Source organism: Mumia spirodelae (assembly GCF_050632745.1).
In the GTDB taxonomy this organism is placed as follows: Bacteria; Actinomycetota; Actinomycetes; order Propionibacteriales; family Nocardioidaceae; genus Mumia.
Window position 1 is genome coordinate 431085 of record NZ_JBODSD010000005.1, and the last position, 23267, is coordinate 454351.

The window sequence follows — 23267 nt, forward strand, 5'->3', positions numbered from 1 at the left end:
CATAATAGTCACCAGCACCCTTACTCGCGACAGCGGCATGCCGATGTCCAGGGAGTGAGACAGGAGGAGGGTGCGTACGGCTCAGGCGACCGCGCCGGAACGGCTCAGGCCACCGCGCCGGAACGACTCAGGCGACCGCGCCGGAACGACTCAGGCGACCGCGCCGGAACGGCGACGCTTGTCCTCGTACATCCGCGCGTCCGCCACCGCGTACAGCGCGTCGGGCGTCAGCCCCTCGCTCGACGAGGCGAGCCCCATGCTGAGCCCGATCCCGGCCTTCACCGTCGGCTGCAGCGAGGCGACCTGCGCGGCCAGCTGCAGGCGGTCCATCACCAGCTGCGCCTCGACCGGCTCCGACGACGCGAGCACGATCGCGAACTCGTCGCCACCGACCCGCGCCGCCCGGTCGCCGCGGCGGATGTTGCCGCGGATCAGGTCGGCGACCGCCTTGAGCGCGTCGTCACCGACCGCGTGGCCGTGGGTGTCGTTCAGCTTCTTGAGCCGGTCGACGTCGACGAGGACCACGCTGACGTCGGACTCCGAGGCGGCCGCGTCGGCGATCCACTCGTCGAAGGCGCGGCGGTTGCCCAGCCCCGTGAGGGCGTCCTCGCGGGCGGCGCGGACCGCTGCGTCGTGCGCCCGCGAGCGCTCGTAGCCGGCGATCGCGGCGCGCATCATCTCGAGGTCGCTGTGGTGCTGCTGGCGCCACGCCCAGGAGATGCTCCGCCCGTAGCCGAGCCCGGCACCCGCCGACGGGTAGCCCATCGCGTCGGCGACCCGCAGCGTCGCCCACCGCACGTACCGCTGCACGTTGAGGTCGTCGACCCCGTCGAGCCGGATCAGCGCCCGGCGGGCCTCGCGCTGCGCCTCGGCGATCTCGCCGACCTCCACGTAGGCCACCGCGAGCAGGGCGGTCGCCTCCATCTCGAAGCCGGCGTGGGTGGCGCCGAGGTTGCTGCGGCACACGTGAAGCTCACCGATCCAGCGCGCAGGATCGGCCGGCCACGCCGCGGCGGCCCGCAGGTAGCGCGCGAGCGGGAAGACCGCACCCTCCACGTGCTCGGAGTCGGCCAGCGCGAGCGAGCGCTCGGCCCACCGCACGACCTCCGCCCGACGGGTCTCGACCTCCTCCTGGAGGTCGGGCTCCATCAGCATGTCGAGCTCCTTGGCCCAGTGGTAGTTCACCGTCGCCAGGTTGCGTGCGTCGATCGCCCGGGAGCCGGCGAGGTCGAGCTTGCGCTCCTCGATGCCCATCGCCGCCTCGTAGTGCGGGACCGCGAGCTCGAACAGCCCGAACTTCTCGTACGCCTGGCCGAGGTGCGTGTGCGCCCATCCGCGCAGGCCGTCCTGGTGGGCGTCTCGCAGCTCGTACTCCGCACGCACCAGGTCCTGGACCGCATCGGCGGGACGGTTGTCGTGCAGCACCGCGATCGCACGGGTGGCGCACCCGATCGCGACCCATCCGGGCTCGTCCAGCGCGAGACCCACGGCCTGGCAGGCGGCCGCGGCGCGCGACGCCTGCCCGATGGTGCCGGCCTGGACAGCGGCGACGGCGAGGACGTACTCGGCGGCGGCGCGCAGCTCCGACGGATCACGGCCGACGTCGCGGAGGACGTTCTTCATCGCGGCGACGGCGGAGTCACCGTCTCCCGCGCGGATCGCCGCCATCGCGGTGGTCAGACGTGCGGCATGCGACGACGTGATGGTTGAGGTCATCGCACTCCTTCCCCGAGCACACCGTCAGTATGGCCGCAATCGTCCGTTTCAAGGGCCGCTTTCAGAGAACGGCATGCCAGGGTCACAGCGGGGTCCGGTTGCACGAAGCCGCCACCGACCTCCCGAGCGGCAGCAACTAGCCTGAGCCGGATGAGCAGCACACGAGTGGCGCGCCGTCTCGCGCTCGGTCTCTCGGCCGCGTTCGTCATCACCGGCTGCTCCGACACCTCGCCCCGTCCCGGCGCGGGGACGAGCGAGCAGACGTCGAGCGCGTCGCCGTCGACCGGCTCCGCGAGCACGCCGAGCGCCTCGACCGGGACCCCGAGCGCGCCCCCCGCGACGCCGTCCGCAGCCACCCCCACGGCACTCGCCGGACTCACCCTCCCCCAGGTCGTCGGCCAGGTGTTCATGACCGGGACCTCCCCGTCGTCGGCGGAGGACGCCACGCTCGCGTCGATCCGCGAGCAGCACGTGGGCAACGTCATGCTCCGCGGGCGCAGCGACGACGGCGTCGCGACGACGGCCCGGGTGGTCCGCACGCTCCGCGGCGCGGTGAGCGACGACGCGACCGGGTCGATCCCGCTCCTCGTCGCGACGGACCAGGAGGGCGGGGCGGTGCAGGTGCTGCGCGGCCGCGGGTTCAGCGACATCCCGAGCGCCCTCACCCAGGGCAGGTGGTCCGTCGCGACCGTGCGCAGCCGCGCGGCGACCTGGGGGCGCCGGCTGCGCGCCGCCGGGGTCGACCTCAACCTCGCACCGGTGCTCGACACGGTCCCGAGCCCCGCGTTCGCCCCGCGCAACGCCCCGATCGGCGCGTACGACCGTCAGTACGGCTTCACGCCGCAGGTCGTGTCGAGCAAGGGGCTCGCGTTCTTCGGCGGGATGGAGGACGCGGGCGTCGTCGCCACCGTGAAGCACTTCCCCGGGCTGGGCCGCGTCACCGCCAACACCGACACCAGCGACGACGTGCACGACACGCGGACGACGTCCACCGACCCGTACCTCCAGCCGTTCGCGGACGCGATCGCCGCCGGAGCACGCGTGGTGATGATGGCGACGGCGACGTACGACCGCATCGACCCGCGCGAGCCGGCGGCGTTCTCCCGCCCGATCGTCACCGGCCTGCTCCGCGACCGGATGGGGTTCGACGGTGTCGTGATGTCCGACGACCTGTCTGCCGCCCAGCAGGTCAAGGACCGCTCGCCGGCGGAGCGCGCGGTCGACTTCCTGCGCGCCGGGGGCGACCTCGTCCTCGCGATCGACCCGGCGCAGATGCCGGAGATGACGGCGGCGGTCGTCGCCGAGGCGCGCAAGGACCCGGCGTTCGCGGCGCGGGTGCAGGAGGCCGCCGCGCGCGTGGTCGCCCTCAAGCGCGACCACGCCGCCGGCTGAGCCGCCGAGCCCGCCGAGCCGTCAGCGGTCCCGCAACCGCCGGAACACGTTCGTCCGGGCGAGGTCGAGAACCTCGTCGCCGCGCCCTGACAGCACCGTCTTGAGGGCGTACAGCGTGAAGCCCTTGGCCTGCGCCGCCGTCACCGTCGGCGGGATGGACAGCTCCTGCCGTGCGACCACCACCTCGACGACGGCGGGCCCCGGTGCGGCGAAGGCCTCCGAGATCGCGTGCGGGAGCCGGTCGGGACGGTCCACCCGCTCCCCGTGCATGCCCATCGCACGAGCGATCGCCGCGAAGCTCGGGTTGGTGAGCCCGGTGCCGAAGTTCACGATCCCCGCCGCCTTCATCTCGAGCTCGACGAAGGCGAGGGCGGAGTTGTTGAACACCACGATCTTCACCGGGAGCTGCTGCTGGACCAGCGTGATCATGTCCCCGAGCAGCATCGACAGCCCGCCGTCGCCGCAGAGCGCGACCACCTGCCGGTCCGGGTAGGCGGCCTGCGCCCCGATCGCGTGGCCGAGCGCGTTGGCCATGGTCCCGTGGGTGAAGGACCCGACGATCGAGCGACGTCCGTTCATCGCGACGTAGCGCGCGGTCCAGATCACCGGCGTGCCCACGTCGCACGTGAACACCGCGTCGGCGGTCGCGGCGTCCGAGACGGTGCGGGCGACGTACTGCGGGTGGAGCGGGCCGTCCTTGCCCGGTCCGGCGAGGTCGTCGAGCTCCGCCCGCGTCTTGGCGTAGTGGTCGAGCATCTTCCGCAGGTGCGCGTCGTCGCTGCGGGGGTCGAGCAGCGGCGTCAGCGCGCGCAGCGTCTCCCGGACGTCACCGACGAGCCCGAGGTCGATCGGCGTACGCCGTCCGAGCTGCTCGCCGCGCAGGTCGACCTGGATCACCGTCGCGTCCTCGGGGAAGAACTGCGGGTACGGGAAGTCCGTGCCGAGCATGAGCAGGACGTCGCACGCCTCCATCGCGCGGTAGCCCGAGGAGAAGCCGAGGAGCCCCGTCATCCCCACGTCGTACGGGTTGTCGTACTCGACGTACTCCTTCCCCCGCATCGCGTGCACGATCGGAGCCTTCAGCGTCTCGGCCACCGTGACCAGCTCGTCGTGCGCTCCGGCGCACCCCGCACCGGCGAGGATCGTGACGCGCTCGGCGCCGTCGAGGATCGCCGCGGCACGCAGGAGGTCGGTGTTCGCCGGTACGACGAGGGGGCGGCTCCGCTCGATCGCCTTCGGCGGACGGCGTCCCGCTGCCTCCGCCTGCATGACGTCGCCGGGCACGACGACCACCGCGACGCCTCGCTCGGCCACCGCCGTACGGAACGCGATCTCGAGGATCCTCGGCAGCTGCTCGGGGAGGCCGGCCATCTCGCAGTAGACCGAGCACTCCCGGAACAGGTCCTGCGGGTGGGTCTCCTGGAAGTAGCCCGTGCCGATCTCGCTGCTGGGGATGTGCGAGGCGATCGCGACGACCGGCACCCGGCTGCGCTGGGCGTCGAAGAGCCCGTTGATGAGGTGGAGGTTGCCCGGTCCGCAGCTCGCCGCCACGACCGCGACCTCCCCGGTGAGGTGCGCATCGGCGGCGGCGGCGAAGGCGGCGACCTCCTCGTGCCGCACGTGCACCCAGTCGAGCGTGCCGTCCTTGCGCAGCGCTTCGGTGAACGCGTTGAGCGAGTCACCGGGCAGTCCGTACACCCGTCTGGCGCCCGCCGCCTTGATCGTCTCGATCATCACCTCGGCTGTGCTCGGCATCGTCGCTCCCCGGGTCGGCGGACTGCTCGGTCTCCCGCCATCGTCACACCCCTCGCACGGCCGGGCAGGAATCAGCGGCCCCGCCGTGCGCGTTGACGCCGACGTGGACACCGCACCGATCACTGCGCGCCTCGAGCGCGTAGAGGAGCTGCTCGCCGCCTTGCGCCGCGACCACGCGGCGATCGTGGCGGCGTCGGAGTCGTCCAACGCCGACGACGAGCACGATCCCGAGGGAGCGACGATCGCCTGGGAGCGCGAGCAGGTCGCGTCGCTGATCGCCCGCCACGAGGCGGAGCGGGAGCAGCTCACCGCGGCGCTGACGCGCGCCGAGGACGGGAGCTACGGGGTGTGCGAACGCTGCGGGCGGCCGATCCCGGCCGAACGGCTCGCCGTACGACCGGCCGCGCGCACGTGCGTCGGGTGCGGCTGAGTCAGCCCTTGCGGTTGGCGGCGACGCGGCTGCCGAGGAACGCGGAGTAGGCGACGAGGCCGACGGCCGCGAGCTTGCGGGTACGGCGCGACAGCAGGCCCAGCCCCAGCGCGAGCTCGGTGGCGCCGTTGCGCTTGATCCACTCGCCGGTGTTCTGCGGGAAGGCGGCCTGGTTGATCGAGGCGAACGCCTGCGGGGCGACGAAGTGGGCCGCGCCCGTGGCAGCGACGACGGTTCCGGCGATCGGGGCGAGCTTCGACATGCTCTCTCCTCAGGTAGGGGACGACGTGACAGTACCGATGGCACATTGCGCTGACAAGGGCACCCTCCGGCGCAGCGCCTTGACCTCGAGCGAACTTGAGGTGTGAGGATCTCCGGCGTGCCCACCTCCCTCGGCTCCGCACCCGCCGCGACGCTCCGCGACCCGCGCCATCTCCCCTTCGTCGTCGGCGCCCTCGCGCTCGTCACGCTCGGCGCGTTCGAGAACCGCGCCACCCTCGCGATCCTGCCGACCGTCGCCGGCGAGCTCGACGGGATCGCCCTCTTCGGCGCGGCGGCCGCGGCACCCCTCATCTCCTCGGTGGTCGCGACGGTCGTCGCCGGGCTGTGGTGCGATCGACGGGGTCCCGTCCCGGCGCTCACGGTCGGGATGGCGGTCTTCGCCGTCTCGCAGCTCGCGATGGGGCTCGCGCCTGCGATGGCGGTGCTGATCGTGGGACGGATCGGCGCCGGCGTCGCGGAGGGTCTCCTCGACGTCGCCCTGACGGTGCTGGTCGCCCGTGTCCTCCCCGTCGCGCTGCGGCCCAAGATGTTCGCCGCGTTCGCGACAGCCTGGGTCGTCCCCTCGCTCGTCGGCCCGCCGATCGCCGGCGCGATCGCCGAGACCGTCGGGTGGCGCTCGGTGTTCCTCGTCGCCGTCGTCCTCATGGTCCCGGCCGCCCTCGCGCTGCGTCCGTCCCTACGCGCCCTCCGCGCGCAGGGCGCCGGAGAAGAGGCGGACGGTACGCCGGATCGCGCGCGGTCGGTCGTCGTCGCGGCGTCGCTGGTGGCCGTGGGCCTCGCCGCTCTGGCCCTCGGTGGTCCGAGCCTCGCGGGCGGCGGGCCGGCGGCGGTGACCGGGGCTCTCGCGGTCGCGGCGGGCCTCGTGCTCGTCGGGATCGGCGCTCGGCGGGTGCTGCCGCGCGGGACGGTCCGGTTCGCCGCCGGCGTCCCTGCCGTGGTCGCCAGCCGAGGGCTCCAGGCCGCCGCGTTCGCCGGCGCAGGCGCCTTCATCCCGTTGATGCTGACCACGGTCCACGGGCTCTCCCCTGCGGCCGCCGGCAGCAGCCTGACGATCACCGGACTGTTCTGGGCGCTGGGCTCTCAGATCAACGGCTCCACGCTCGTCCAGCGTCGGACCACCGTGCCCACGCGGATGCGTACGGCGTTCGCGCTCATCGCGGTCGGAATCGTGGGACCCGCCCTGGTGTCGGTCGACCGCCTCCCCGTCTGGGTGGGGCTGGCGCTGTGGGCCGTGGCCGGCGTCGGGATGGGCATCGGCTCTCCGACGCTGACCACCCAGCTCCTGGAGCTCTCCCCGCCGGACGTGCAGGGACGCAGCACCGCGGCGTCCATGCTCTCGGCGACGATCGCGCAGTCGGTGCTGGTCGCCGCCGCCGGAGTCGCGATCGCGGGGGCAGGGACGCCGTTGCCCGGCACGGTGCTGGCGGGGATCCTCACCACCGCCGCAGCGGTCGCGCTCCTCGGTGCGGCGACGACACGGCGGTTGGGGCACCCGCGGACCGAGCCGACGGCCTGGGTGAGCCCGTAGGCCCGCGCACGCTCGTCAGCGGTCGGCCGGCGGCCGCGGTCAGCCGTCGAGGTCGCCGTTGATCGACCCGCCGCGCCCCGCATGGACGGCGACGAGGATGCGATCCACGGCGGCGGGCAGGTCGGTGACGCGTTCGATCTCCACGCCGCGACGGGGCGGCGGCTCGATCACCTTGCTCCACCCCGGACCGCCGATCAGGACGAGCACCGGTGACGCCGCGGCCTCCTGGAGCGACAGGAGAAGGGCGGGATCGGGCCTGCGCATCGACGCCCACACGAACGCGACCCGGGGTCGAGACCGGACCAGCTCGTCGACCATCGACGGGGACGGCACCCGCCCGCCGAGCGAGCGGCAGGCCAGTCCGGCCTCCGCGAGGGCGGCCTCGAGCGCGGCGATCGGGAGCGAGTGCTGCTCCTCCTCGGCAGCCGCGAGGAGGATGTCGCTGTCGGCCGAGCCTCGCGTCCGCAGCGTCGCCCGCGCCGTCGCCGCGCGGAGCGCGGTCGTGATGACCTCGGTCGTCAGGTGCTCTCCCGCGATGCCGAACGCCGGGTCACGCCACCGGTCCCCCACCGCCTGCAGGAGCGGCACGAACACCTCGTCCCACGCACGCGTGACACCACGCTGGGTCACCGCCCGCGTGACGTGCCTGCGCATCGCCTCCGTGTCACCCCGACCGGCGGCGGCGAGCAGGACGGAGACGAGGTCGCCGCTGATCTGCTCCTGCGCGCGTCCGAGGCTGAGAGGCGACACGTGCGGATCGGCGCGGACCGCGGCGACCGCGAGCTGGGGCGACATGCCGTCGGCGACCAGGCGTGCGACGACAGCGAGACGACCGACGTCCTCCTCCGAGTAGCGCCGGTGCCCCCCTGCGCTGCGGCCGGACGGGACGAGACCGTACCGGCGCTCCCAGGTCCGCAGCGTCGCCGCCGGGACACCGAGTCGCACAGCGACGTCTCGCACGCTCATGCCTTCAGGTGGGGGTGGCATGGGGAGAGTATAAACCTGCTCAGGTCTCGGCACGCATGAACTGGTTCGTTCTGGGCACACCTGACCCGAACCTCGGGTTTGCGGGCGTCTACGGTCACAAATCGGTTCACAGGATTGACAGATGAACAACTTCCCGTGCTAACTTCTTCCTCCGACAGGCCATGGGCCCGCTACCGGCACGACAGGCAACGCACGAAGGAGCAGCAGACATGAGCAGCACGATCTCTCGACTCCCGATGCCTCTCATCGACGAGTACGAGTGGCAGTTCGAGGGTGCATGCAACGACGCCGACACGGCGATCTTCTTCAGCCCCGAGGACGAGCGCGGCAAGAAGCGGCACGACCGCGAGGCGAAGGCGAAGGCCTACTGCGCCACCTGCCCGGTCGTCAGCCAGTGCCTCGAGCACGCGCTTCGCGTGCGCGAGCCCTTCGGCGTCTGGGGTGGGCTCAACACCAGCGAGCGCAACGCCCTCCTCGAGGGCGGGCCGGCTCGACGGGCGAGCTGACCGCGGCGGTTGCCCTTCCCGCCTAGGCTTGACCTGGAGTCCAACGAGGACGAGGAGGCCGACCGTGGGACTGTTCCGCAGCAAGGGCGCACAGGACGAGGTGAAGTCCTCGACCTCGGGTCAGCCCCTCGATCCCGAGCACCGTGCCGTGACCCAGGTCTTCACCGATGTCGGAGCGGGCATCACCTGGGCGATCGGCACGCCGGCCGGCGTCGACGGGACCACCACCGGGAAGGCGAACGTGCCGGCTCCAGAGCCGGACGAGACTGCTGCCGCCGACCTGGCTCCGGTGGACGAGGTAGCCGACTCCGTTCAGCGATGGTTCCAGGGCCGGACCCGCGACGGAGCTGCGGACACCCAGGACTGAGCGACACGAAGGCGCCCCGACCGACAGGTCGGGGCGCCTTCGTCGTACCCGGCGAGGGGCTGGCGGGACCTCTCAGCGGCTAGTCTTCGCAGCAGGTGATGTCGCACCCTCCCCGACCCGATAGGCGCGCCGATGTCTTTCTTGTCAATCCTCCCGCGGCAACGGACTCGAGTGCTGCCGTTCCTGGTTGCGCTCGTTCTCAGTGCGACGGTCGTCGTCGCCGCGCCGGCTCAAGCGGCGGAGACCGGATCCATCAGCGGCCGCGTACTCATCAAGCCGACCGACGGACCCGCGACCGGCGCACCGGGAATCACCCTCCAGCTCTCCACCGTCAACGGAGGCGACACGGTGGTGGCAGAGACCGAGACGACCGCGGACGGCAGCTTTTCGTTTCCCGACCTCCCCGACCAGACCTACATCGTGCGGGCGTCTGACGCTCCTGCCCCTTACGCCGACGAGTACTACGGCGACGCCTGGTCGAGGCTCAACGCCACGTGGATCAGACTCCGCGGCGAGGACGCCGTGCTCGATGAGATCATCCTGCAGCCGGCAGCCGCCGTGCGCGGCGTGGTCCGGGACGAGCACGGCGACCCCGTCCCCGGCGTGACCCTCTACGTCGCCGAACCGCCCAGCAACCAGAGTCTGCACTTCACGAGCGGGCCTGACGGGTGGTTCGACACACGGGACGCGGACATCCCCGCGCTTGTCGCCGGCAGCTACACGGTCGGCGTCACTGCTGCGGGGACAAACGCCTCCGGTTATCCGTACGACTGGCCGACAGCGACCGTGACCGTCGGCCCCGGTGCGACATCGACGACGGCGCTGAACCTGTCGGTCCTCTCGACGGTCGACTTCACAGTCCTCGCCCCCGACGGCAAACCTCTCGCTCACGCCCCGGTCGTCGTGTACCACCTCGAGGGCAACCAGTGGCAGGAGGGCCCTGCCGGACGATCGGCCACCGATGCCACCGGGCAGTTCCGCTCAGCCAGCCGGACGAGCAAGCTCAAGTTTCTCTTCGGCGTCCCCGACGGCTACACGGGGCCACCGGCCGTCGCTGAGTACTGGAAGGACGCCTACGAGCTCGGCGACGCGACGATGATCGACCTCAGCGGACCGGAGAGCCACCGTCAGTACACCGTGCAGCTGGGGCCTGCTCCCACGATCTCGGCCGCGACCCCGGCGATCTCAGGTGTCGCACGGGCTGGCTCGACGCTGCAGGTCCGGCCGGGGCGGTGGTCGCCGTCGGGCCTGACGATCCGCCACCAGTGGCGCGCAAACGGTGTCGCCGTCGCGGGAGCCACCGCTGCCACGTTCCGGGTCACCAATGCTCAGGCGGGGAAGCGGATCACCGTGACCACGAGCGCCTCGAAGACCGGCTACGCCACAGCGTCGCGGACGTCCGCGGCCACCGCACCGGTCCTCGGCACCCTCACGACCAGACGACCGATCATCACCGGCACGGCCAAGAAGGGCAAGAAGCTGAAGGCGCGGACGAAAGCCTGGGGTCCTTCCCCTGTCCGGCTGCGCTACCAGTGGTATCGCAACGGCAAGAGGATCTCGAAGGCGACGAGGTCGTCGTACCGGCTCACCAAACGTGACGTCGGCAAGCGAATCACGGTCAAGGTCACCGGCACGCGCACGTCGTACGCGACAGCGAGCCGCCTCAGCAAGAAGACCGCGAAGGTCCGGAAGTAGCCACGCCCCATCACGCGACACGAAGGCGCCCCGACCGACAGGTCGGGGCGCCTTCGTCGTACCCGGCGCGAAACAGGCCGTCAGCAGCTCTCGCTGCACGTCAGGTCGGGATCGGCTCGGGCGACGATCGCGCGGGCGGCTTCTCCGAGCGCGGCCAGCTGCTCCGGCTCGAGCGCGTCGACGACGAGGCGACGCACCTCCCTGACGTGAGCGGGGGCGACCTCGCGGAGCTTGGCCAGACCCTCGGGCGTGAGCACCGCGCTCGTACGCCGGCCGGCCTCGACGCACGCGACGCGCTGGACCCATCCGGCCCGCTCCAGTCGCGCGATCGCGTGCGACAGCCGCGACGGCGACCCCTGGGCGAGGATCGCGAGGTCGCTCATCGGCACTCCCCCGTGCGGCGCCTCGGACAGGTGCGCGAGCACGTGGTACTCGAAGCTGTTCATGCCCGCGTCCCGCTTGAGCTGGGCGTCGAGCGCGACGGGCAGCGTGGCGAGGAGTGCGACGACGGACCGCCAGTCGGCCTGCTCGTCGATCGACAGCCACGGCACGTCGGTGGTCGTGGGATCCGTCATGCCTCGATCGTATCGGCCCCATTTGAATGTTCAACGCAATTCGCCTACGGTACGGAGTTGAACATTCAAGTGGCGGAGGAGTCGCCCCTCCCCGACCGAAGGAGACACCCATGGCCGTGCTGCGCGTCGACGCGAGCATCCAGGGACCCCAGTCCGCGAGCAGCGCGCTCGCCGACGTCGTCGTCGCCCAGCTCACCGCTGGTCGCCCCGACGAGACGATCGTCAGTCGGCACCTCGGCACCGACCCCCTCCCCGCTGATGCCTGGGCCACCGCCGTCGGTGCGGCCTGGACGCCCGAGGACCGACGGACCGCCGCGCAGGTCGAGGCGGCCACGCTCGCGACCACGGTCTCGGACGAGCTGCGTGCTGCCGACGCGGCTGTGCTCGCGCTCCCGCTCTACAACTGGGGCGTCTCCCAGCACGTGAAGACGTGGATCGACCTCGCCATCGCCGGGGGTCGCCCGGGTGAGCCGCTCCTCGCCGGGAAGCCCACCGTGCTCATCACCACCCGCGGCGGCGCCTACGGACCCGGCACGCCGAAGGAGGGGTGGGACCACAGCATCGACTACCTGCGCCGCATCGTCGGAGACGTGTGGAACGCCGACCTGACCGTCATCGAGCGCGAGTTCACCCTGGTCGGCGTCAACCCGGCGCTCGACGAGTTCCAGGAGGTCGCGGAGCTGATGAAGAAGCAGGCCGACGAGGAGGCCGCCGCCGCCGGCCGCGCGCTCGCAACCCGCTGACGTCGTCCGCCCCGTAGGCGGCGGCGTACGCTCCCTCTATGCCGAGGACCAGGACGCTGCGCATCGACCTCCGCACCGACCGGGAGCTGGGCCTGGTCGCGGTGCTGCTGGTGGACGGCACGCCGATCCTCCACGACGAGGGAAGCTTCGTCCCGATGTCCGCCGACGAGGTGCTCGGCACCGGAGCGCTGCTTCCCGTCGACCCACCACGACGGGTCGCGCTGACCGAGTGCGCGTGCGGCGGAGGGGTCGGCTGTGCGAACGCCTCGGTCGTGATCAGCGAGAGGCGGGGACTGATCCGTTGGACCGAGGCAGCCCACGCCCCGGAGTACTCCGGGGCGGTGCCCGATCCGGACCTCGATCTCGACGAGGACGAGCGGGAGGCGTTCCGCCCGCGGCCGCTCGACATCGCCGACGTCGCCTTCGACGCCGCTCAGTACCGCGACGAGGTCGACCGGGCGAACGACGACGAGCGCTGGAGGCGTCGCCTGCAGCGACGTACCGGGACGCGTCGCATCTGACAGGAATGACGAAGAGGCTCTCGCGATGTCTCGCGAGAGCCTCTTCGTGGTGTGGAGCTGGCGGGAATCGAACCCGCGTCCTTCAGCGCAGGACCAGGACTTCTCCGAGCGCAGTCTGTTCTGTCGTGTTCTCAGCCCCGACGCTCGAACAGACACGTCGTCGACAGGCTCAGTCGCTGTGAGTGTCCCCAGTCAGTCCCGCGACCGGACTAACAGAGCAAGCCTCCTAGTTGAGGCCGGTTACTGGAGCGGAGGCGCCCCCAGGCCGACCCTTCGCTTAGCTCGCCTCAGGCGGCGAGGGCGAAGTCAGTGCGCTGATTCTTGGCACTTATTGGTTTCCAAGGAACGTTTACGAGATGACCTTGGATTCTCGGCTCGCTTCTCCTGGTGCGTACGACCAAAGTCGAAACCGATCAGCCCCGCTGTGATGTTGTCAATCCGTGCAGTGTCAATCCGTGCAGTGTCAAACCGTGCAGTTCACACGGTACCTGGTCCAACCAGAGGGCCGCGAGGGGTATTCCCCGCTCACGCGTCGAACAGTCGCAGCCCGTTGTTCCACAGCACGTCCCGCAGCCAGTCGTCCCCGAGGTCGAGACGTGCGAGCGCCTCGACCTGGTGGGCGTAGGCGTACGGGATGTTGGGGAAGTCGGTCCCGAGCAGCACCTTCGGCTGGAGGTCGCGCAACCGCGGCAGCAGGTCTCGTGGGTACGGGCTGCCGTCCTCGGTGAAGTCGGTGAAGACCATCGTGGTGTCGAGACGGACGTTCGGGTAGCGCTCGGCGAGAACGAGGAAGTCCTCGTACTCGGGGATGCCCATGTGCGCGACGATCACGGGCAGCTTCGGAAAGGCCGCCAGCACCCTCCCGATCAGCTCGGGGCCGGTGTACGTCCCGGGCGCGGGCCCGGATCCGGCGTGCACGACGACCGGGACCTGGGCGTCGGCGAGCGCGCCCCACACCGGGTCGAGCAGCGGGTCCGTCGGGTCGAAGTCGCCCACCTGTACGTGGGTCTTGAAGATCTCGACGCCCTCGGCGATGCCACGCCGGACGTACGACTCCGCCTCGGGCTCGGGGTAGAACGTCGCGGACCAGAGCGCGTTGCCGTTGCTCTTCGCGAGCTCGGCCGCCCATTCGTTGAGGAACGGCGCGATGCCGGGCTTGTGGGCGTACGGGAGCGCCGAGTAGCGCAGCACCCCCATGCGTCCGAGGTGCTCGACGCGCTCGTCCACCGGCCACCGGTAGCGGATCGGCCACGGCCGGCCGGTCAACGGACCGACGGAGTCGAAGTAGGCCCAGACCTTGTCCATCACCCGCGGCGGGAGGAAGTGGACGTGGACGTCGAAGAAGCCCGGGATGCCGAGCTCGGCGGCGAACGCGGGCAGGTCCTCGTCGCGGAGGCCCTCGCCGGCCGCCGTCATCCCGGCATGCCCTTGATCCGCCGGCCGACCTCGGCCTGCACCTCTCGGGTGGCCTGGCGCTCGGCGATCGCCTGGCGCTTGTCCCATGCCTTCTTGCCCCGCGCGACGGCGATCTCGATCTTGGCCCGGCCGGAGGAGAAGTAGAGCGAGAGCGGCACGAGGGTCACGCCGGGCGTCGACACGGCCTTCTCGATCTTGGCGATCTCCCGGCGGTGCAGCAGCAGCTTGCGCTTGCGGCGTGCGGAGTGGTTGGTCCAGGTGCCCTGCGTGTACTCGGGGATGTGCACCCCGTGGAGCCACACCTCTCCGTCCTCGATGTCGGCCCAGCCGTCGGTGAGGTTGGCCCGCCCCTCGCGCAGCGACTTGACCTCGGTCCCGGTCAGCACCAACCCCGCCTCGTACGTGTCGTCGAGGTGGTAGTCGTGCCGCGCCTTGCGGTTCTGCGCGATCAGCTTGGTGCCGGTCTCCTTGGCCATTCGTCCATTCTCCCAGCGCTGTCCAACGCATTCACGTACGGGCCGCCGCCGATCCGCGCAGACCGGCGGGAGGACGTACGGTCGGACCGTGGCGGACCGGCAGCACGACACGCGCTGGAGTGCGCTGATCGTCTGCCTCGTCGCGGGATTCATGACCCTGCTCGACGTCAGCATCGTCAACGTCGCGCTGCCCTCGATCCGAAGCGGCCTCGACGCGTCCGACGCCCAGATCCAGCTGATCGTCGCGGGCTACTCCCTGGCGTTCGGGATCGTCCTCGTCCCGGCGGGCCGGCTCGGAGACGCGATGAGCCGCAAGGTCGTGTTCTGCGTCGGTCTCGTCGTGTTCACCGGCTCGAGCGCCCTCGCCGGTGCCGCGTCGGACCCGGCGTGGCTGGCGGCGGCACGCATCCTCCAAGGCGTCGGCGGCGGGCTGATCAACCCGCAGGTCTCGGGCTTCATCCAGACGATGTTCCGCGGCGAGGAGCGTGGCAGGGCGTTCGGGCTGTTCGGGGCGACGGTGGGCATCTCCACCGCGATCGGCCCCCTGCTCGGAGGCGTGCTGGTCACGCTCGGAGGCGCCGAGCACGGCTGGAGGTACGTCTTCTTCGTCAACGTGCCGGTCGGCGTCGTGGCGCTGATCCTGGCGCTGCGCTGGCTTCCCGACGCGGAGCGCGGGCCACGGGAGTCCCTCGATCCCGTGGGCGTCCTCCTCTTCGCGACGGCGACCTTCCTCGTGCTCCTCCCGCTGGTGGAGGGCGAGCAGGGAGAGGAGCTCGCGTCCCGGCCGTGGTGGCTGGTCGGTGTCGCCGCGGGCCTGCTGGCGGTGTTCGTCGTGTGGGAGCGAGGCTGGTCCCGCTCGGGCCGCGCGACGTTGGTCGACCTCACGCTCCTGCGGGTCCGCTCGTACATGCTCGGCCTCGGCCTCGGCACCCTCTACTTCGCCGGGTTCACGTCGATCTTCCTCGTGCTGACGCTCTACCTCCAGAACGGGCTGGGCTACAGCGCGTTCGAGGCAGGGGCGACCCAGATGCCGTTCGCGCTCGGGTCCGCGGTCGCCGCCGTCATCGGGGGACGGCTCGTCAACCGCTACGGCAGGGCACTGGTCGTGGTCGGGCTCGTGCTCGTGGTCGTCGGCCTGGTCGCGATCGACGTGCTCGTCCCCCACCTCGAGACGCGGGTGGGACTCTCGCTGGCACCGCTGCTCGCGGTCGCCGGCTTCGGGGGTGGCCTGGTGATCTCGCCGAACGTGACGATCACCCTGTCGGAGGTCGACGTCCGACGTGCCGGAGCTGGCGGTGGGATGCTGCAGACGGCCCAGCGTGTCGGCAGCGCGATCGGCGTCGCCCTCGTGCTCGCGCAGTTCTTCGGCCAGCTGGGAAGCAGCGGCGGCGACTACGCGGCGTCGATGAGCCTCGCCCTGCGGACCACGATCGGGTTCGTGGTCGGAGCGCTGGTCCTCGGCGTGGCCGACCTCGTCACCCAGCGTCGACGACGTCCGTGACCCGCGACCGCAGCCAGGTCAGAGCCAGTTCATGGGGTTCGTCGTGTCGCCGTCGAGCAGCACCATGAAGTGCAGGTGGCACCCGGTCGAGTAGCCGGTCGTCCCGACATAGCCGATGATCTCGCCCCGCTGGACCCGCTCGCCGGGGCGCGCCGAGAACCTCGAGAGGTGGTTGTACGTCGTCGCGACGCTGTAGCCGCGCTTCTGGCCGTGAGCGATGATCACGCGGTTGCCGTAGCCCGCGTTGTAGTAGCGGTCGACGACCCGACCTCCGGCCGCGGCCCGGACCGGCGTCCCGCACGCCGCGCCGAAGTCGGTCCCGTCGTGCAGCTTCCAGTAGTGGAGCACCGGGTGGAACCGCATGCCGTACGGCGACGTGATCGGGGCGTTCACCGGGTACGAGAGGGTGCTGCCTCCGTCGGAGCTGCCGCCCCCTCCTCCTCCGCCGCCGGAGCCACCGCCACCGCCGCCGCCACCGGAGGAGCCGCCCCCGCCGTCGCGCTTCTTCTGCGCCTCCTTGCGCTGCCGCTCCCGCTCGCGCGCAGCCGCTGCGCGCTCGGCAGCGGCGATCGCCTTCAGCTTGCTGGAGATCGACGCGCGCTCGGACTCGAGGGCCGCCAGCTGGGCGGCGTCCGACGACCGTGCCTGCTTCGCCGCTGTCTGGGCGGTGGCGTTGGCCCGGACGAGCACGGTGACCTTGGCCTCCTGCTCGACGGCGGCCTGCTCGAGCCGCTCCTGGAGCGCCAGGTTCTCGGCCGCCTCCTCGCGCTTGACCTTCACCTCGTCGCGCAGCTTCTCGACCTTCTTGCGGTGCAGGTCGAGGATGACGCTGGTCGCCTCGAGCGTGTCCACCTTCGCGAGCCGAGCGTCGGTGACGGCCTGGTCGAGACTGACCTGCTTGCCGTACGTCGCCGGGTCGACGCCGTTGACCAGGGCGGAGAACGCCCGCAGGCTCGGCGAGCCCCCTTGCAGCGACTCGACGGTCATCCGCTCGACCTCGCGCGCCGCCTTGCGCTGGCTGCGCCGGCCCTTCTTGGCGCCCTTCTTCGCGACGACGAGGTCGCCCTGAGCCTTGACGAGCGCGGCCTGCATGGCGGCGTCGCGTGCCTGAGCCGCCGCGAGCTGGACCCGCGTCGTCGCCAACGTCGTCCGCGCCGAGGCCAGGCTCGCCTGCGAGCTCTGGAGCGTGCGGGTCGCCGCCGCGAGCTGGGCGCTCGACTGGTCGAGCTCCGCCTGGGCGCCGGAGATCTGCGACTGGACCTGGTTGCGCCGGTCCTTGAGGTCGTCCTTGTCGTCACCGAGCGTCGGGCTGGCGACGGCGCCGGTCAGCGCGACGAGCACCGTCAGCGCGAGCGCGGTGCGCATGCGCGTGCCGGCACGCCGGGGAAGGACGAGTCGAGCCACGGGCCTGCCTCTGGTCGGGGAAGTACCGTGCCGACGCTAACCCTCAAGTTGAGCGAGAGGGTGCATTTCGCCCGTCCCGGCGCGGCGTGTCTCGGGCCGCCACGGCGTCAGACCTTGAGGTAGCGCCTCGTCATCACCAGCGTCGGCACCAGCGCGAGCAGGAGCGCGAGCACCGTCGTGTAGCCCATCACGGTGAACGCCTCCTCCCATCTGACCCAGGTGGTGAGTCCCGCGAGCCGGTCACGGAGGAACCCGTACACGACGAAGTGCATGAACGCCGCCAGTCCCGCGCACGCGAGCACGGCCGAGATCACCGCGGCCACCAGGGACTCGAGGATGAACGGCATCTGGATGTGCCAGGAGGACGCACCGACCAGCCGCATGATGCCGATCTCACGGCGACGGGCGTACGCCGTCATCCGGATCGTGTTGGAGACCTGCAGGACGGCCGCGACGATGAGGAGCAGCGAGGTGCCGAGCGCGGCCCACCGCAGCTTGGACAGCACCTCGAACAGCGGTGCGAGCAGGTCGCGCATGCTGACCACCGAGTTCACGCCGTCCATGCCGCTGATCTGGCTCTGGACGCCCTCGAACTGGTTGGGGTCGCGCAGCGTCACCATGTACGAGGTGCCGAACGACTCCGGGCCGAGCGCCTCGAGCTGCTTGCGGTCCTCCTCGTTCTGACCGAGCCACTCCTGCGCCTGCTCGTAGTTGCGCTCCGGGCTCCACCGCTCGAACGAGCGGACCTCGGGGTTGCCGTCGAGGGCGGCCTCGACCGCCTGCTCCTGCTCCTCGGTCGCCCGGCCGCCGACGCACGTCTCCGCCGAGGAGTTCTGCGTACAGAGGTTGACCTGGATCTGGAGCCGGTCGCCGAAGTACTTCTCGGTGCGGTCCGCCTGCGCCTGCAGGAGGAGCCCGAGGGAGGCGAGGACCAGCGACACGCTCATCGTGACGACGAGCGAGACCGTCATCGAGAAGTTGCGTCGCAGTCCGGTCGTGAGCTCGGAGAAGATGCTTCCCAGTGCCATCGGTCCTCGTCAGTTCTCGTAGTCGTAGGCGCCGCGCGACTGGTCACGGACCAGCACGCCGCCGCTGAGCTCGATCACCCGCTTGCGCATCTGGTCGACGATCCCTGCGTCGTGCGTCGCCATCAGGACGGTCGTGTCGGTCCGGTTGATCCGGTCGAGCAGCTTCATGATCCCGACGGAGGTGGCGGGGTCGAGGTTGCCGGTGGGCTCGTCGGCGATGAGGATCATCGGCCGGTTCACGAACGCGCGCGCGACGGCCACGCGCTGCTGCTCGCCGCCGGAGAGCTCGTCGGGCATCCGGTCGCCCTTGCCCTCGAGGCCGACCAGCTCGAGCGTCTCGGGGACGACCCGCCTGATCTCCGAGCGCGGCTTGCCGATCACCTGCAGCGCGAACGCCACGTTCTCCGAGACCGTCTTGTTGGGCAGCAGCCGGAAGTCCTGGAAGACGGTGCCGAGCTGGCGCCGCAGCTTCGGGACCTTCCAGTTGGCGAGGCGGTTGATCTCCTTGCCGGCGACGTAGACGCGTCCCGTGGACGGGCGGGTCTCTCGCAGGATCATGCGCAGGAACGTCGACTTCCCCGAGCCGGACTGCCCGACGAGGAAGACGAACTCGCCCTTCTCGATCTCGAGGCTGATCTTCTCCAGCGCTGGTCGCGGCTGCCCCGGATAGGTCTTGCTGACGTTCTCGAAGCGGATCACCGTGCGAGTGTACGCAAGGCTACTTGGCGGCAGCCTCAGCGCCACGCCGCCAGCGGATCCCCGCCTCGACGAACTCGTCGATCTCCCCGTCGAAGACGGCCTGCGGGTTGCCGGTCTCGTACTCGGTCCGCAGGTCCTTCACCATCTGGTACGGGTTGAGGACGTACGAGCGCATCTGGTCGCCCCACGACGCCTGGACGTCGCCGCGCAGCTCGTCGAGCTGGGCACGCTCCTCGGCCTTCTTCAGCGCGAGCAGCTTGGCCTTGAGGATCACCATGGCGCTCGCCTTGTTCTGGAGCTGGCTCTTCTCGTTCTGGCAGCTCACGACGGTGCCCGTCGGGATGTGCGTCAGGCGGACGGCCGAGTCGGTCGTGTTGACGCTCTGGCCGCCCGGTCCCGAGGAGCGGTAGACGTCGACGCGGATCTCGTCCTCGGGGATGTCGATCTGGTCGGTCTGCTCGAGCACGGGCACGACCTCGACGGCGGCGAACGACGTCTGCCGGCGGCCCTGGTTGTCGAACGGGCTGATCCGGACGAGGCGGTGCGTGCCCGACTCGACCGACAGGGTCCCGTAGGCGTACGGGGCCTTCACCGCGAAGGTCGTGGACTTGATGCCGGCCTCTTCCGCGTACGACGTGTCGTAGACCTCGACGGTGTACTTGTGCCGCTCCGCCCACCGCACGTACATGCGCTGGAGCATCTCGGCGAAGTCCGCGGCGTCGACGCCACCGGCACCGGAGCGGATCGTGACCAGCGCGTCGCGCGCGTCGTACTCGCCGGACAGCAGCGTGCGGACCTCGAGCGCCTCCACCGACTTCTCGATCCGCTCGAGCTCGGCGTCGGCCTCGGCGAGCACGTCCGCGTCGTCCTCCTCGCGACCGAGCTCGACGAGCACCGTGAGGTCGTCGATGCGCTGACGCAGCCCGGTGACGCGCTCGCTCTCGGCCTGCAGGACCGACAGCCGGCCGGTGACGGCCTGGGCGTTGGCCTGGTCGTCCCACAGGTCGGGGGCGGCCACCTGCTCCTGCAGGTCGGCGATCTCGGCCCGCATCGCGTCGAGGTCGAGAACGGCCTCGATCGACGTCATCGTCGTGTCGAGAGCCTTGAGTGCTGCGTCGTAGTCGCGTGCTGCCACGTGTGCGAGCCTACCCGCCGTGGCCTGACCCGACGGCCGGAGGGCGAGCGGGAGCGCGTCAGCGGGTCAGCGCGACGCAGGCGGCTCCCGCGCAGTCCTCGTACGCCTCCAGCCTGCTCTGCAGGCTCTGCACGACGGGATCGGTCGGCCGGAAGAGGTTCACCTGCTCCCACGCACCCTTGCGCGTGAGGCCGCGGTAGTACTCGTAGGTGTAGCCGGCGGGGTCTCCGTCGAGCGTGTCGTAGCGCACGAGGAGGGAGTCCGCGGAGCGCACGGCCACGTACGACGGGATGACCGTCGTCAGGCCCTCACCGTCGGGGTCCAGGCGCGACTTCGGAGGCCGCGTGTGCTCCACGAACGCGAACCGCGACCAGCTCGTCCGCGGGTTGCGCAGGATGGGCAGCAACGAGCGGCCGTCGCGATCGTTCGACGGCTTGATGCCGGCGATCTGCTCGAACGTCGGCGCGAGGTCGATGCTCTGGACCACCTGATAGCGCGGTCCTCGCACGACACCCGGCCCCGCGATGATGAGCGGCACGCGGATGTCGGTGTCGTACGCGCTCGACTTCCCGGGGCTGAGGCGCCGGTGGCCGAGGTGGTAGCCGTTGTCGCTGGTGAAGACGATGTAGGTGTCCGGGCCGACCGTCCGCATCACCGCACCGACGAGGTCGTCGAGCGACTGGGCCATACGGACGCGGTTGCGGTAGTGCGCCCGCATCTTCTTGACCTGCTTGCGGTTGAGCTTCTTGGTCTGGCCGAACATCGGGGCGGGGCGCCCGTCGCCGTAGCGCGGACGGGAGCCGGCACGGCTGGCGTTGAAGCTCACCTGCTTGCTGACGTCGACCTTCTCGCACCTGGCTGGCCCGCAGTCGCCGTAGCGAAGGCGTGGGTTCTTCTTCGCCTTCTTGCCCGTCAGGGGACGGTCCCGTGCGGCCGGCGGGTAGTGCGGGTCCCCCTTGCGCGCGGCGGCGCCGTTGCGGTGGTGGACCGAGGTCGGGGCGATCTCCACGAAGTACGGCGAGCTCTGCCGCTCGACCGCCTTGAGGTGACGCACCGACATCCGACGGAGGACGTCGGTGGAGTACTCGCTGTCCTTCTTGCCGAACCGGCGGTCCGTGAGGAGGCGTGCGCCGGAGCTGCTGCGGACGACGGACGTCATCGAGTAGTCCCACATCGCGTACAGGTTCCTGGTGAGCGCGTGGAAGGCGTCCCACCCCGGCGGCGGGGCGGTGCCAGGAGTGCCCGGGTAGCGGTTGATGTACTTCCCGAAGAATCCCGTGCGGTAGCCGGCCTTCGGACGGTTGATCTCGTACGCGAAGGTCTTGGTGTCGTTCTTGGCCTTCACCCACGCGGCGTAGCCGCCGACAGGGTTAGCGGGGTCGTAGCCGGGGACGTTGTTGTAGACCTTGGAGTTGTGCGGGTACATCCCGGTCAGGAACGACGCGCGGGACGAGCAGCACAGCGAGTCCACGACGAAGTGCCGCTTGAAGTCCGCCCCGCGGGCCCGCAGCTTCTTGACGTTGGGCATGTACTTCACGAGGGACGAGTCGAGGTCGTCGGCGACGATCGTCACCACGTTGGGCCGGTAGCGCGCCGATCCGGCGGCCACCGCGGTGTCGAGCGAGCCCGCAGCAGTGCCGGCCGCCGTCCCGCCGGACGCACTCGCCGCCACGGGGAGCGGGTCGTGCGCCACGGTGACGCCGACCACGCCGGCAGCGACCAGCGCGGCCGACGCGGCCACCGTGATCACTGCTTTCCTCGTTGTGACGCGCACGCAGAACCTCCTCGGGGCGGGGGCGGAAGGCACGAGTCTACGACGTCCTCGGACCGATCGCGGCCCGATCCACAGCGTCGCCTCGAGATCAGGCGCTTTCGAGCGCGGTGATTCTTTCCTGGGCGTCCGTGGTGTGCTGCGGGTCCGCGCCGAGCGTCCGGTGGAACCACTCCAGAGCATCCTGGGTACGCCCGGCCTCGGCCAGCGCGTCGGCGTACGCGTAGCGCAAGCGAGCCAGCCAGGTCGTCGGGCTGCTGTTGTGCAGGGGCTCCTGCTGCAGGAGCGCGATGGCGGCGTCGACCTGCCCGAGATCGCGCCGGGCCCCGGCGGCGACGATGGCCGCCTCGACGCGGACGTCGATGTCGGTGATCTTGTCGCGGGCGTCGGCGATGACGCGGAGCGCGCGGTCGGGCCGGCCGAGAGCGCGCTCAGAGTCGGCGATCAGCGCGATGTGGTCGTAGCCACCGGTCATCCGCTTGGCCGCACGCAGCTCGGCGAGCGCATCAGCCCAACGTCCCGCCGCGTACGCCGTCTCGCCGGCGGCCTCGCGGATCACGCCGATGCGCGGCGCGAGCTCGCGGGCCGCGCGAGCGTGCTTGTACGCGAGGTCCGGGTCCTCGTCGATGAGGATGCCCGCAGCCACCAGGTGCGAGGCGACCGAGTCGGCCTTGCCCGGGGTCAGCGACGTCAGCAGCCGGCGGATGCTCTTGTCGAGCTGGTCGGGGTGCACGCCGTCGGGGATCGGCGGGCCCTCGACGCGGCGCGGGGCGCTCTGCCGGTCGTCGTCACGGCGCTGACGCGAGCGGTCTCCGTCGCGCGGACCGCGAGATCCGCTGCCGGAGCGCTGGAAGCTGCCACCGCGGCTCTGGCCGCCGCCGCTGCTGCGGTTCGAGGAACCGCCGCGACGATCGCTCGGGCCACCGCCCTGGCCGCCGCGACCACGGTTGTCGCCGCCACGACCCTGGCCACCCTGACCTCCACGGCCCTGACCACCCTGACCTCCACGGCCCTGACCGCCCTGGCCTCCACGGCTCTGGCCCCCGCGGCCCTGACCGCCTCGGTCCTGGCCGCCTCGGCCACCACGCTCGCTCATCGTGCTTCCTCCCGCGCCTGCATGCGCACAGTCTTGCTCATCGCTGCGTGCCCGTCGCGGTATCGACCGCGTCCAGGACGCACAAATGGGTCGTGGGGGGGGGGCGGGGGGGGGGGGGACCCCCCCCCCGTTTTAATGCTCCGGCGCCCACCGAGATCCCTGAGTCCGAATCTGTGCCTTGACCTGAGCCTGAAGCTCCGGCGTAAAGGGCTCGATCTCGTGGCCACGTAGTACTGAGTCGACG

At 71.1% G+C, this 23267-nt stretch carries 22 protein-coding genes and 1 other RNA gene; 9 read left to right on the forward strand and 14 right to left on the reverse strand.

The features are described from left to right. Window positions 1–150 precede the first annotated feature (150 nt). A complete protein-coding gene (locus ACQSSQ_RS22285; RefSeq protein WP_431329341.1) occupies window positions 151–1716 on the reverse strand; it encodes a GGDEF domain-containing protein in 1566 nt (521 codons plus the stop codon). Window positions 1717–1866: 150 nt separating this feature from the next. Here ACQSSQ_RS22285 and ACQSSQ_RS22290 point away from each other — a divergent pair, with 150 nt between their 5' ends. Next, a complete protein-coding gene (locus ACQSSQ_RS22290) occupies window positions 1867–3108 on the forward strand; it encodes a glycoside hydrolase family 3 N-terminal domain-containing protein (protein ID WP_431329342.1) in 1242 nt (413 codons plus the stop codon). A gap of 21 nt (window positions 3109–3129) precedes the next feature. Here ACQSSQ_RS22290 and poxB read toward each other — a convergent pair whose 3' ends face one another. After that, window positions 3130–4863: a ubiquinone-dependent pyruvate dehydrogenase gene (gene poxB, locus ACQSSQ_RS22295; protein WP_431329343.1), complete on the reverse strand. Its 1734-nt coding sequence runs from the start codon at window positions 4861–4863 to the stop codon at window positions 3130–3132. 103 nt (window positions 4864–4966) lie between these two features. On the opposite strand from poxB, the gene ACQSSQ_RS22300 reads away from it, so the two are divergent. Further along, window positions 4967–5293 (forward strand): TraR/DksA family transcriptional regulator, encoded by a 327-nt coding sequence (locus ACQSSQ_RS22300; protein ID WP_431329344.1) that lies wholly within the window; start codon window positions 4967–4969, stop codon window positions 5291–5293. A gap of 1 nt (window position 5294) precedes the next feature. Here ACQSSQ_RS22300 and ACQSSQ_RS22305 read toward each other — a convergent pair whose 3' ends face one another. Then, the gene (locus ACQSSQ_RS22305; protein WP_431329345.1) at window positions 5295–5555 is read right to left on the reverse strand and encodes a DoxX-related protein; all 261 of its coding nucleotides are present in this window, start codon (window positions 5553–5555) and stop codon (window positions 5295–5297) included. A gap of 117 nt (window positions 5556–5672) precedes the next feature. Between ACQSSQ_RS22305 and ACQSSQ_RS22310 the strand changes: the two genes are divergently transcribed. Next, entirely contained in the window at window positions 5673–7103 is a 1431-nt protein-coding gene (locus tag ACQSSQ_RS22310; protein ID WP_431329346.1) for an MFS transporter, read from the forward strand. A 39-nt stretch (window positions 7104–7142) separates the two neighbouring features. Here the strand turns inward: ACQSSQ_RS22310 and ACQSSQ_RS22315 are convergent, their stop codons facing one another. Then, on the reverse strand, window positions 7143–8090 hold the full coding sequence (locus tag ACQSSQ_RS22315) for a MerR family transcriptional regulator (RefSeq protein ID WP_431329347.1): 948 nt from the start codon (window positions 8088–8090) through the stop codon (window positions 7143–7145). A 209-nt stretch (window positions 8091–8299) separates the two neighbouring features. Between ACQSSQ_RS22315 and ACQSSQ_RS22320 the strand changes: the two genes are divergently transcribed. From ACQSSQ_RS22320 to ACQSSQ_RS22330, 3 genes are all read left to right on the forward strand, one after another. Next, the gene (locus ACQSSQ_RS22320) at window positions 8300–8596 is read left to right on the forward strand and encodes a WhiB family transcriptional regulator (protein ID WP_431329348.1); all 297 of its coding nucleotides are present in this window, start codon (window positions 8300–8302) and stop codon (window positions 8594–8596) included. A 64-nt stretch (window positions 8597–8660) separates the two neighbouring features. Continuing rightward, window positions 8661–8963: a hypothetical protein gene (locus ACQSSQ_RS22325; protein WP_431329349.1), complete on the forward strand. Its 303-nt coding sequence runs from the start codon at window positions 8661–8663 to the stop codon at window positions 8961–8963. A 132-nt stretch (window positions 8964–9095) separates the two neighbouring features. Further along, window positions 9096–10658, forward strand: coding sequence for a carboxypeptidase regulatory-like domain-containing protein (locus tag ACQSSQ_RS22330; RefSeq protein ID WP_431329350.1), 1563 nt, complete (start codon window positions 9096–9098; stop codon window positions 10656–10658). 80 nt (window positions 10659–10738) lie between these two features. Here the strand turns inward: ACQSSQ_RS22330 and ACQSSQ_RS22335 are convergent, their stop codons facing one another. Further along, on the reverse strand, window positions 10739–11233 hold the full coding sequence (locus ACQSSQ_RS22335; RefSeq protein ID WP_431329351.1) for a MarR family winged helix-turn-helix transcriptional regulator: 495 nt from the start codon (window positions 11231–11233) through the stop codon (window positions 10739–10741). Window positions 11234–11343: 110 nt separating this feature from the next. Between ACQSSQ_RS22335 and ACQSSQ_RS22340 the strand changes: the two genes are divergently transcribed. Then, window positions 11344–11976, forward strand: a complete 633-nt coding sequence (locus ACQSSQ_RS22340; RefSeq protein WP_431329352.1) for an FMN-dependent NADH-azoreductase — start codon at window positions 11344–11346, stop codon at window positions 11974–11976. A 38-nt stretch (window positions 11977–12014) separates the two neighbouring features. Next, entirely contained in the window at window positions 12015–12497 is a 483-nt protein-coding gene (locus tag ACQSSQ_RS22345; protein ID WP_431329353.1) for a hypothetical protein, read from the forward strand. 49 nt (window positions 12498–12546) lie between these two features. Here the strand turns inward: ACQSSQ_RS22345 and ssrA are convergent. The 3 genes from ssrA to smpB form a co-directional block, all read right to left on the reverse strand. Continuing rightward, window positions 12547–12918, reverse strand: a transfer-messenger RNA (tmRNA) gene (ssrA, locus tag ACQSSQ_RS22350). Between the two features lie 104 nt (window positions 12919–13022). Beyond that, complete coding sequence (locus ACQSSQ_RS22355; protein WP_431329354.1) at window positions 13023–13913, reverse strand: amidohydrolase family protein; 891 nt, start codon at window positions 13911–13913, stop codon at window positions 13023–13025. Beyond that, window positions 13910–14389, reverse strand: a complete 480-nt coding sequence (gene smpB / locus ACQSSQ_RS22360; protein ID WP_431329355.1) for an SsrA-binding protein SmpB — start codon at window positions 14387–14389, stop codon at window positions 13910–13912. Before smpB ends, ACQSSQ_RS22355 begins: the two co-directional genes overlap by 4 nt. A gap of 88 nt (window positions 14390–14477) precedes the next feature. On the opposite strand from smpB, the gene ACQSSQ_RS22365 reads away from it, so the two are divergent. Further along, window positions 14478–15890 (forward strand): MFS transporter, encoded by a 1413-nt coding sequence (locus ACQSSQ_RS22365; protein WP_431329356.1) that lies wholly within the window; start codon window positions 14478–14480, stop codon window positions 15888–15890. Window positions 15891–15908: 18 nt separating this feature from the next. Here the strand turns inward: ACQSSQ_RS22365 and ACQSSQ_RS22370 are convergent, their stop codons facing one another. The 6 genes from ACQSSQ_RS22370 to ACQSSQ_RS22395 form a co-directional block, all read right to left on the reverse strand. Then, window positions 15909–17294, reverse strand: coding sequence for a peptidoglycan DD-metalloendopeptidase family protein (locus tag ACQSSQ_RS22370; protein ID WP_431329357.1), 1386 nt, complete (start codon window positions 17292–17294; stop codon window positions 15909–15911). Between the two features lie 107 nt (window positions 17295–17401). Continuing rightward, on the reverse strand, window positions 17402–18322 hold the full coding sequence (ftsX, locus tag ACQSSQ_RS22375; protein ID WP_431329358.1) for a permease-like cell division protein FtsX: 921 nt from the start codon (window positions 18320–18322) through the stop codon (window positions 17402–17404). Between the two features lie 9 nt (window positions 18323–18331). Continuing rightward, window positions 18332–19021 (reverse strand): cell division ATP-binding protein FtsE, encoded by a 690-nt coding sequence (gene ftsE, locus ACQSSQ_RS22380; RefSeq protein ID WP_431329359.1) that lies wholly within the window; start codon window positions 19019–19021, stop codon window positions 18332–18334. Between the two features lie 19 nt (window positions 19022–19040). After that, window positions 19041–20156 carry a peptide chain release factor 2 gene (prfB, locus tag ACQSSQ_RS22385; protein ID WP_431329360.1) on the reverse strand — a complete coding sequence of 372 codons (1116 nt, stop codon included), beginning with the start codon at window positions 20154–20156 and terminating at the stop codon, window positions 19041–19043. 58 nt (window positions 20157–20214) lie between these two features. Then, on the reverse strand, window positions 20215–21906 hold the full coding sequence (locus ACQSSQ_RS22390; protein WP_431329361.1) for a sulfatase-like hydrolase/transferase: 1692 nt from the start codon (window positions 21904–21906) through the stop codon (window positions 20215–20217). Window positions 21907–22018: 112 nt separating this feature from the next. Further along, window positions 22019–23023 carry a tetratricopeptide repeat protein gene (locus ACQSSQ_RS22395; RefSeq protein ID WP_431329362.1) on the reverse strand — a complete coding sequence of 335 codons (1005 nt, stop codon included), beginning with the start codon at window positions 23021–23023 and terminating at the stop codon, window positions 22019–22021. Window positions 23024–23267: the final 244 nt, after the last annotated feature.

Bases quoted from the DNA above. Each gene is read 5' to 3' on its own strand.
- poxB (WP_431329343.1), bottom strand. From the start codon at position 4,863: ATGCCGAGCACAGCCGAGGTGATGATCGAGACGATCAAGGCGGCGGGC.
- ACQSSQ_RS22320 (WP_431329348.1), top strand. From the start codon at position 8,300: ATGAGCAGCACGATCTCTCGACTCCCGATGCCTCTCATCGACGAGTAC.
- ACQSSQ_RS22335 (WP_431329351.1), bottom strand. From the start codon at position 11,233: ATGACGGATCCCACGACCACCGACGTGCCGTGGCTGTCGATCGACGAG.
- ftsX (WP_431329358.1), bottom strand. From the start codon at position 18,322: ATGGCACTGGGAAGCATCTTCTCCGAGCTCACGACCGGACTGCGACGC.
- ACQSSQ_RS22395 (WP_431329362.1), bottom strand. From the start codon at position 23,023: ATGAGCGAGCGTGGTGGCCGAGGCGGCCAGGACCGAGGCGGTCAGGGC.
- ACQSSQ_RS22305 (WP_431329345.1), bottom strand. From the start codon at position 5,555: ATGTCGAAGCTCGCCCCGATCGCCGGAACCGTCGTCGCTGCCACGGGC.
- ACQSSQ_RS22290 (WP_431329342.1), top strand. From the start codon at position 1,867: ATGAGCAGCACACGAGTGGCGCGCCGTCTCGCGCTCGGTCTCTCGGCC.
- ACQSSQ_RS22345 (WP_431329353.1), top strand. From the start codon at position 12,015: ATGCCGAGGACCAGGACGCTGCGCATCGACCTCCGCACCGACCGGGAG.
- ACQSSQ_RS22285 (WP_431329341.1), bottom strand. From the start codon at position 1,716: ATGACCTCAACCATCACGTCGTCGCATGCCGCACGTCTGACCACCGCG.
- ACQSSQ_RS22355 (WP_431329354.1), bottom strand. From the start codon at position 13,913: ATGACGGCGGCCGGCGAGGGCCTCCGCGACGAGGACCTGCCCGCGTTC.
- ACQSSQ_RS22340 (WP_431329352.1), top strand. From the start codon at position 11,344: ATGGCCGTGCTGCGCGTCGACGCGAGCATCCAGGGACCCCAGTCCGCG.
- smpB (WP_431329355.1), bottom strand. From the start codon at position 14,389: ATGGCCAAGGAGACCGGCACCAAGCTGATCGCGCAGAACCGCAAGGCG.
- ACQSSQ_RS22330 (WP_431329350.1), top strand. From the start codon at position 9,096: ATGTCTTTCTTGTCAATCCTCCCGCGGCAACGGACTCGAGTGCTGCCG.
- ACQSSQ_RS22315 (WP_431329347.1), bottom strand. From the start codon at position 8,090: ATGCCACCCCCACCTGAAGGCATGAGCGTGCGAGACGTCGCTGTGCGA.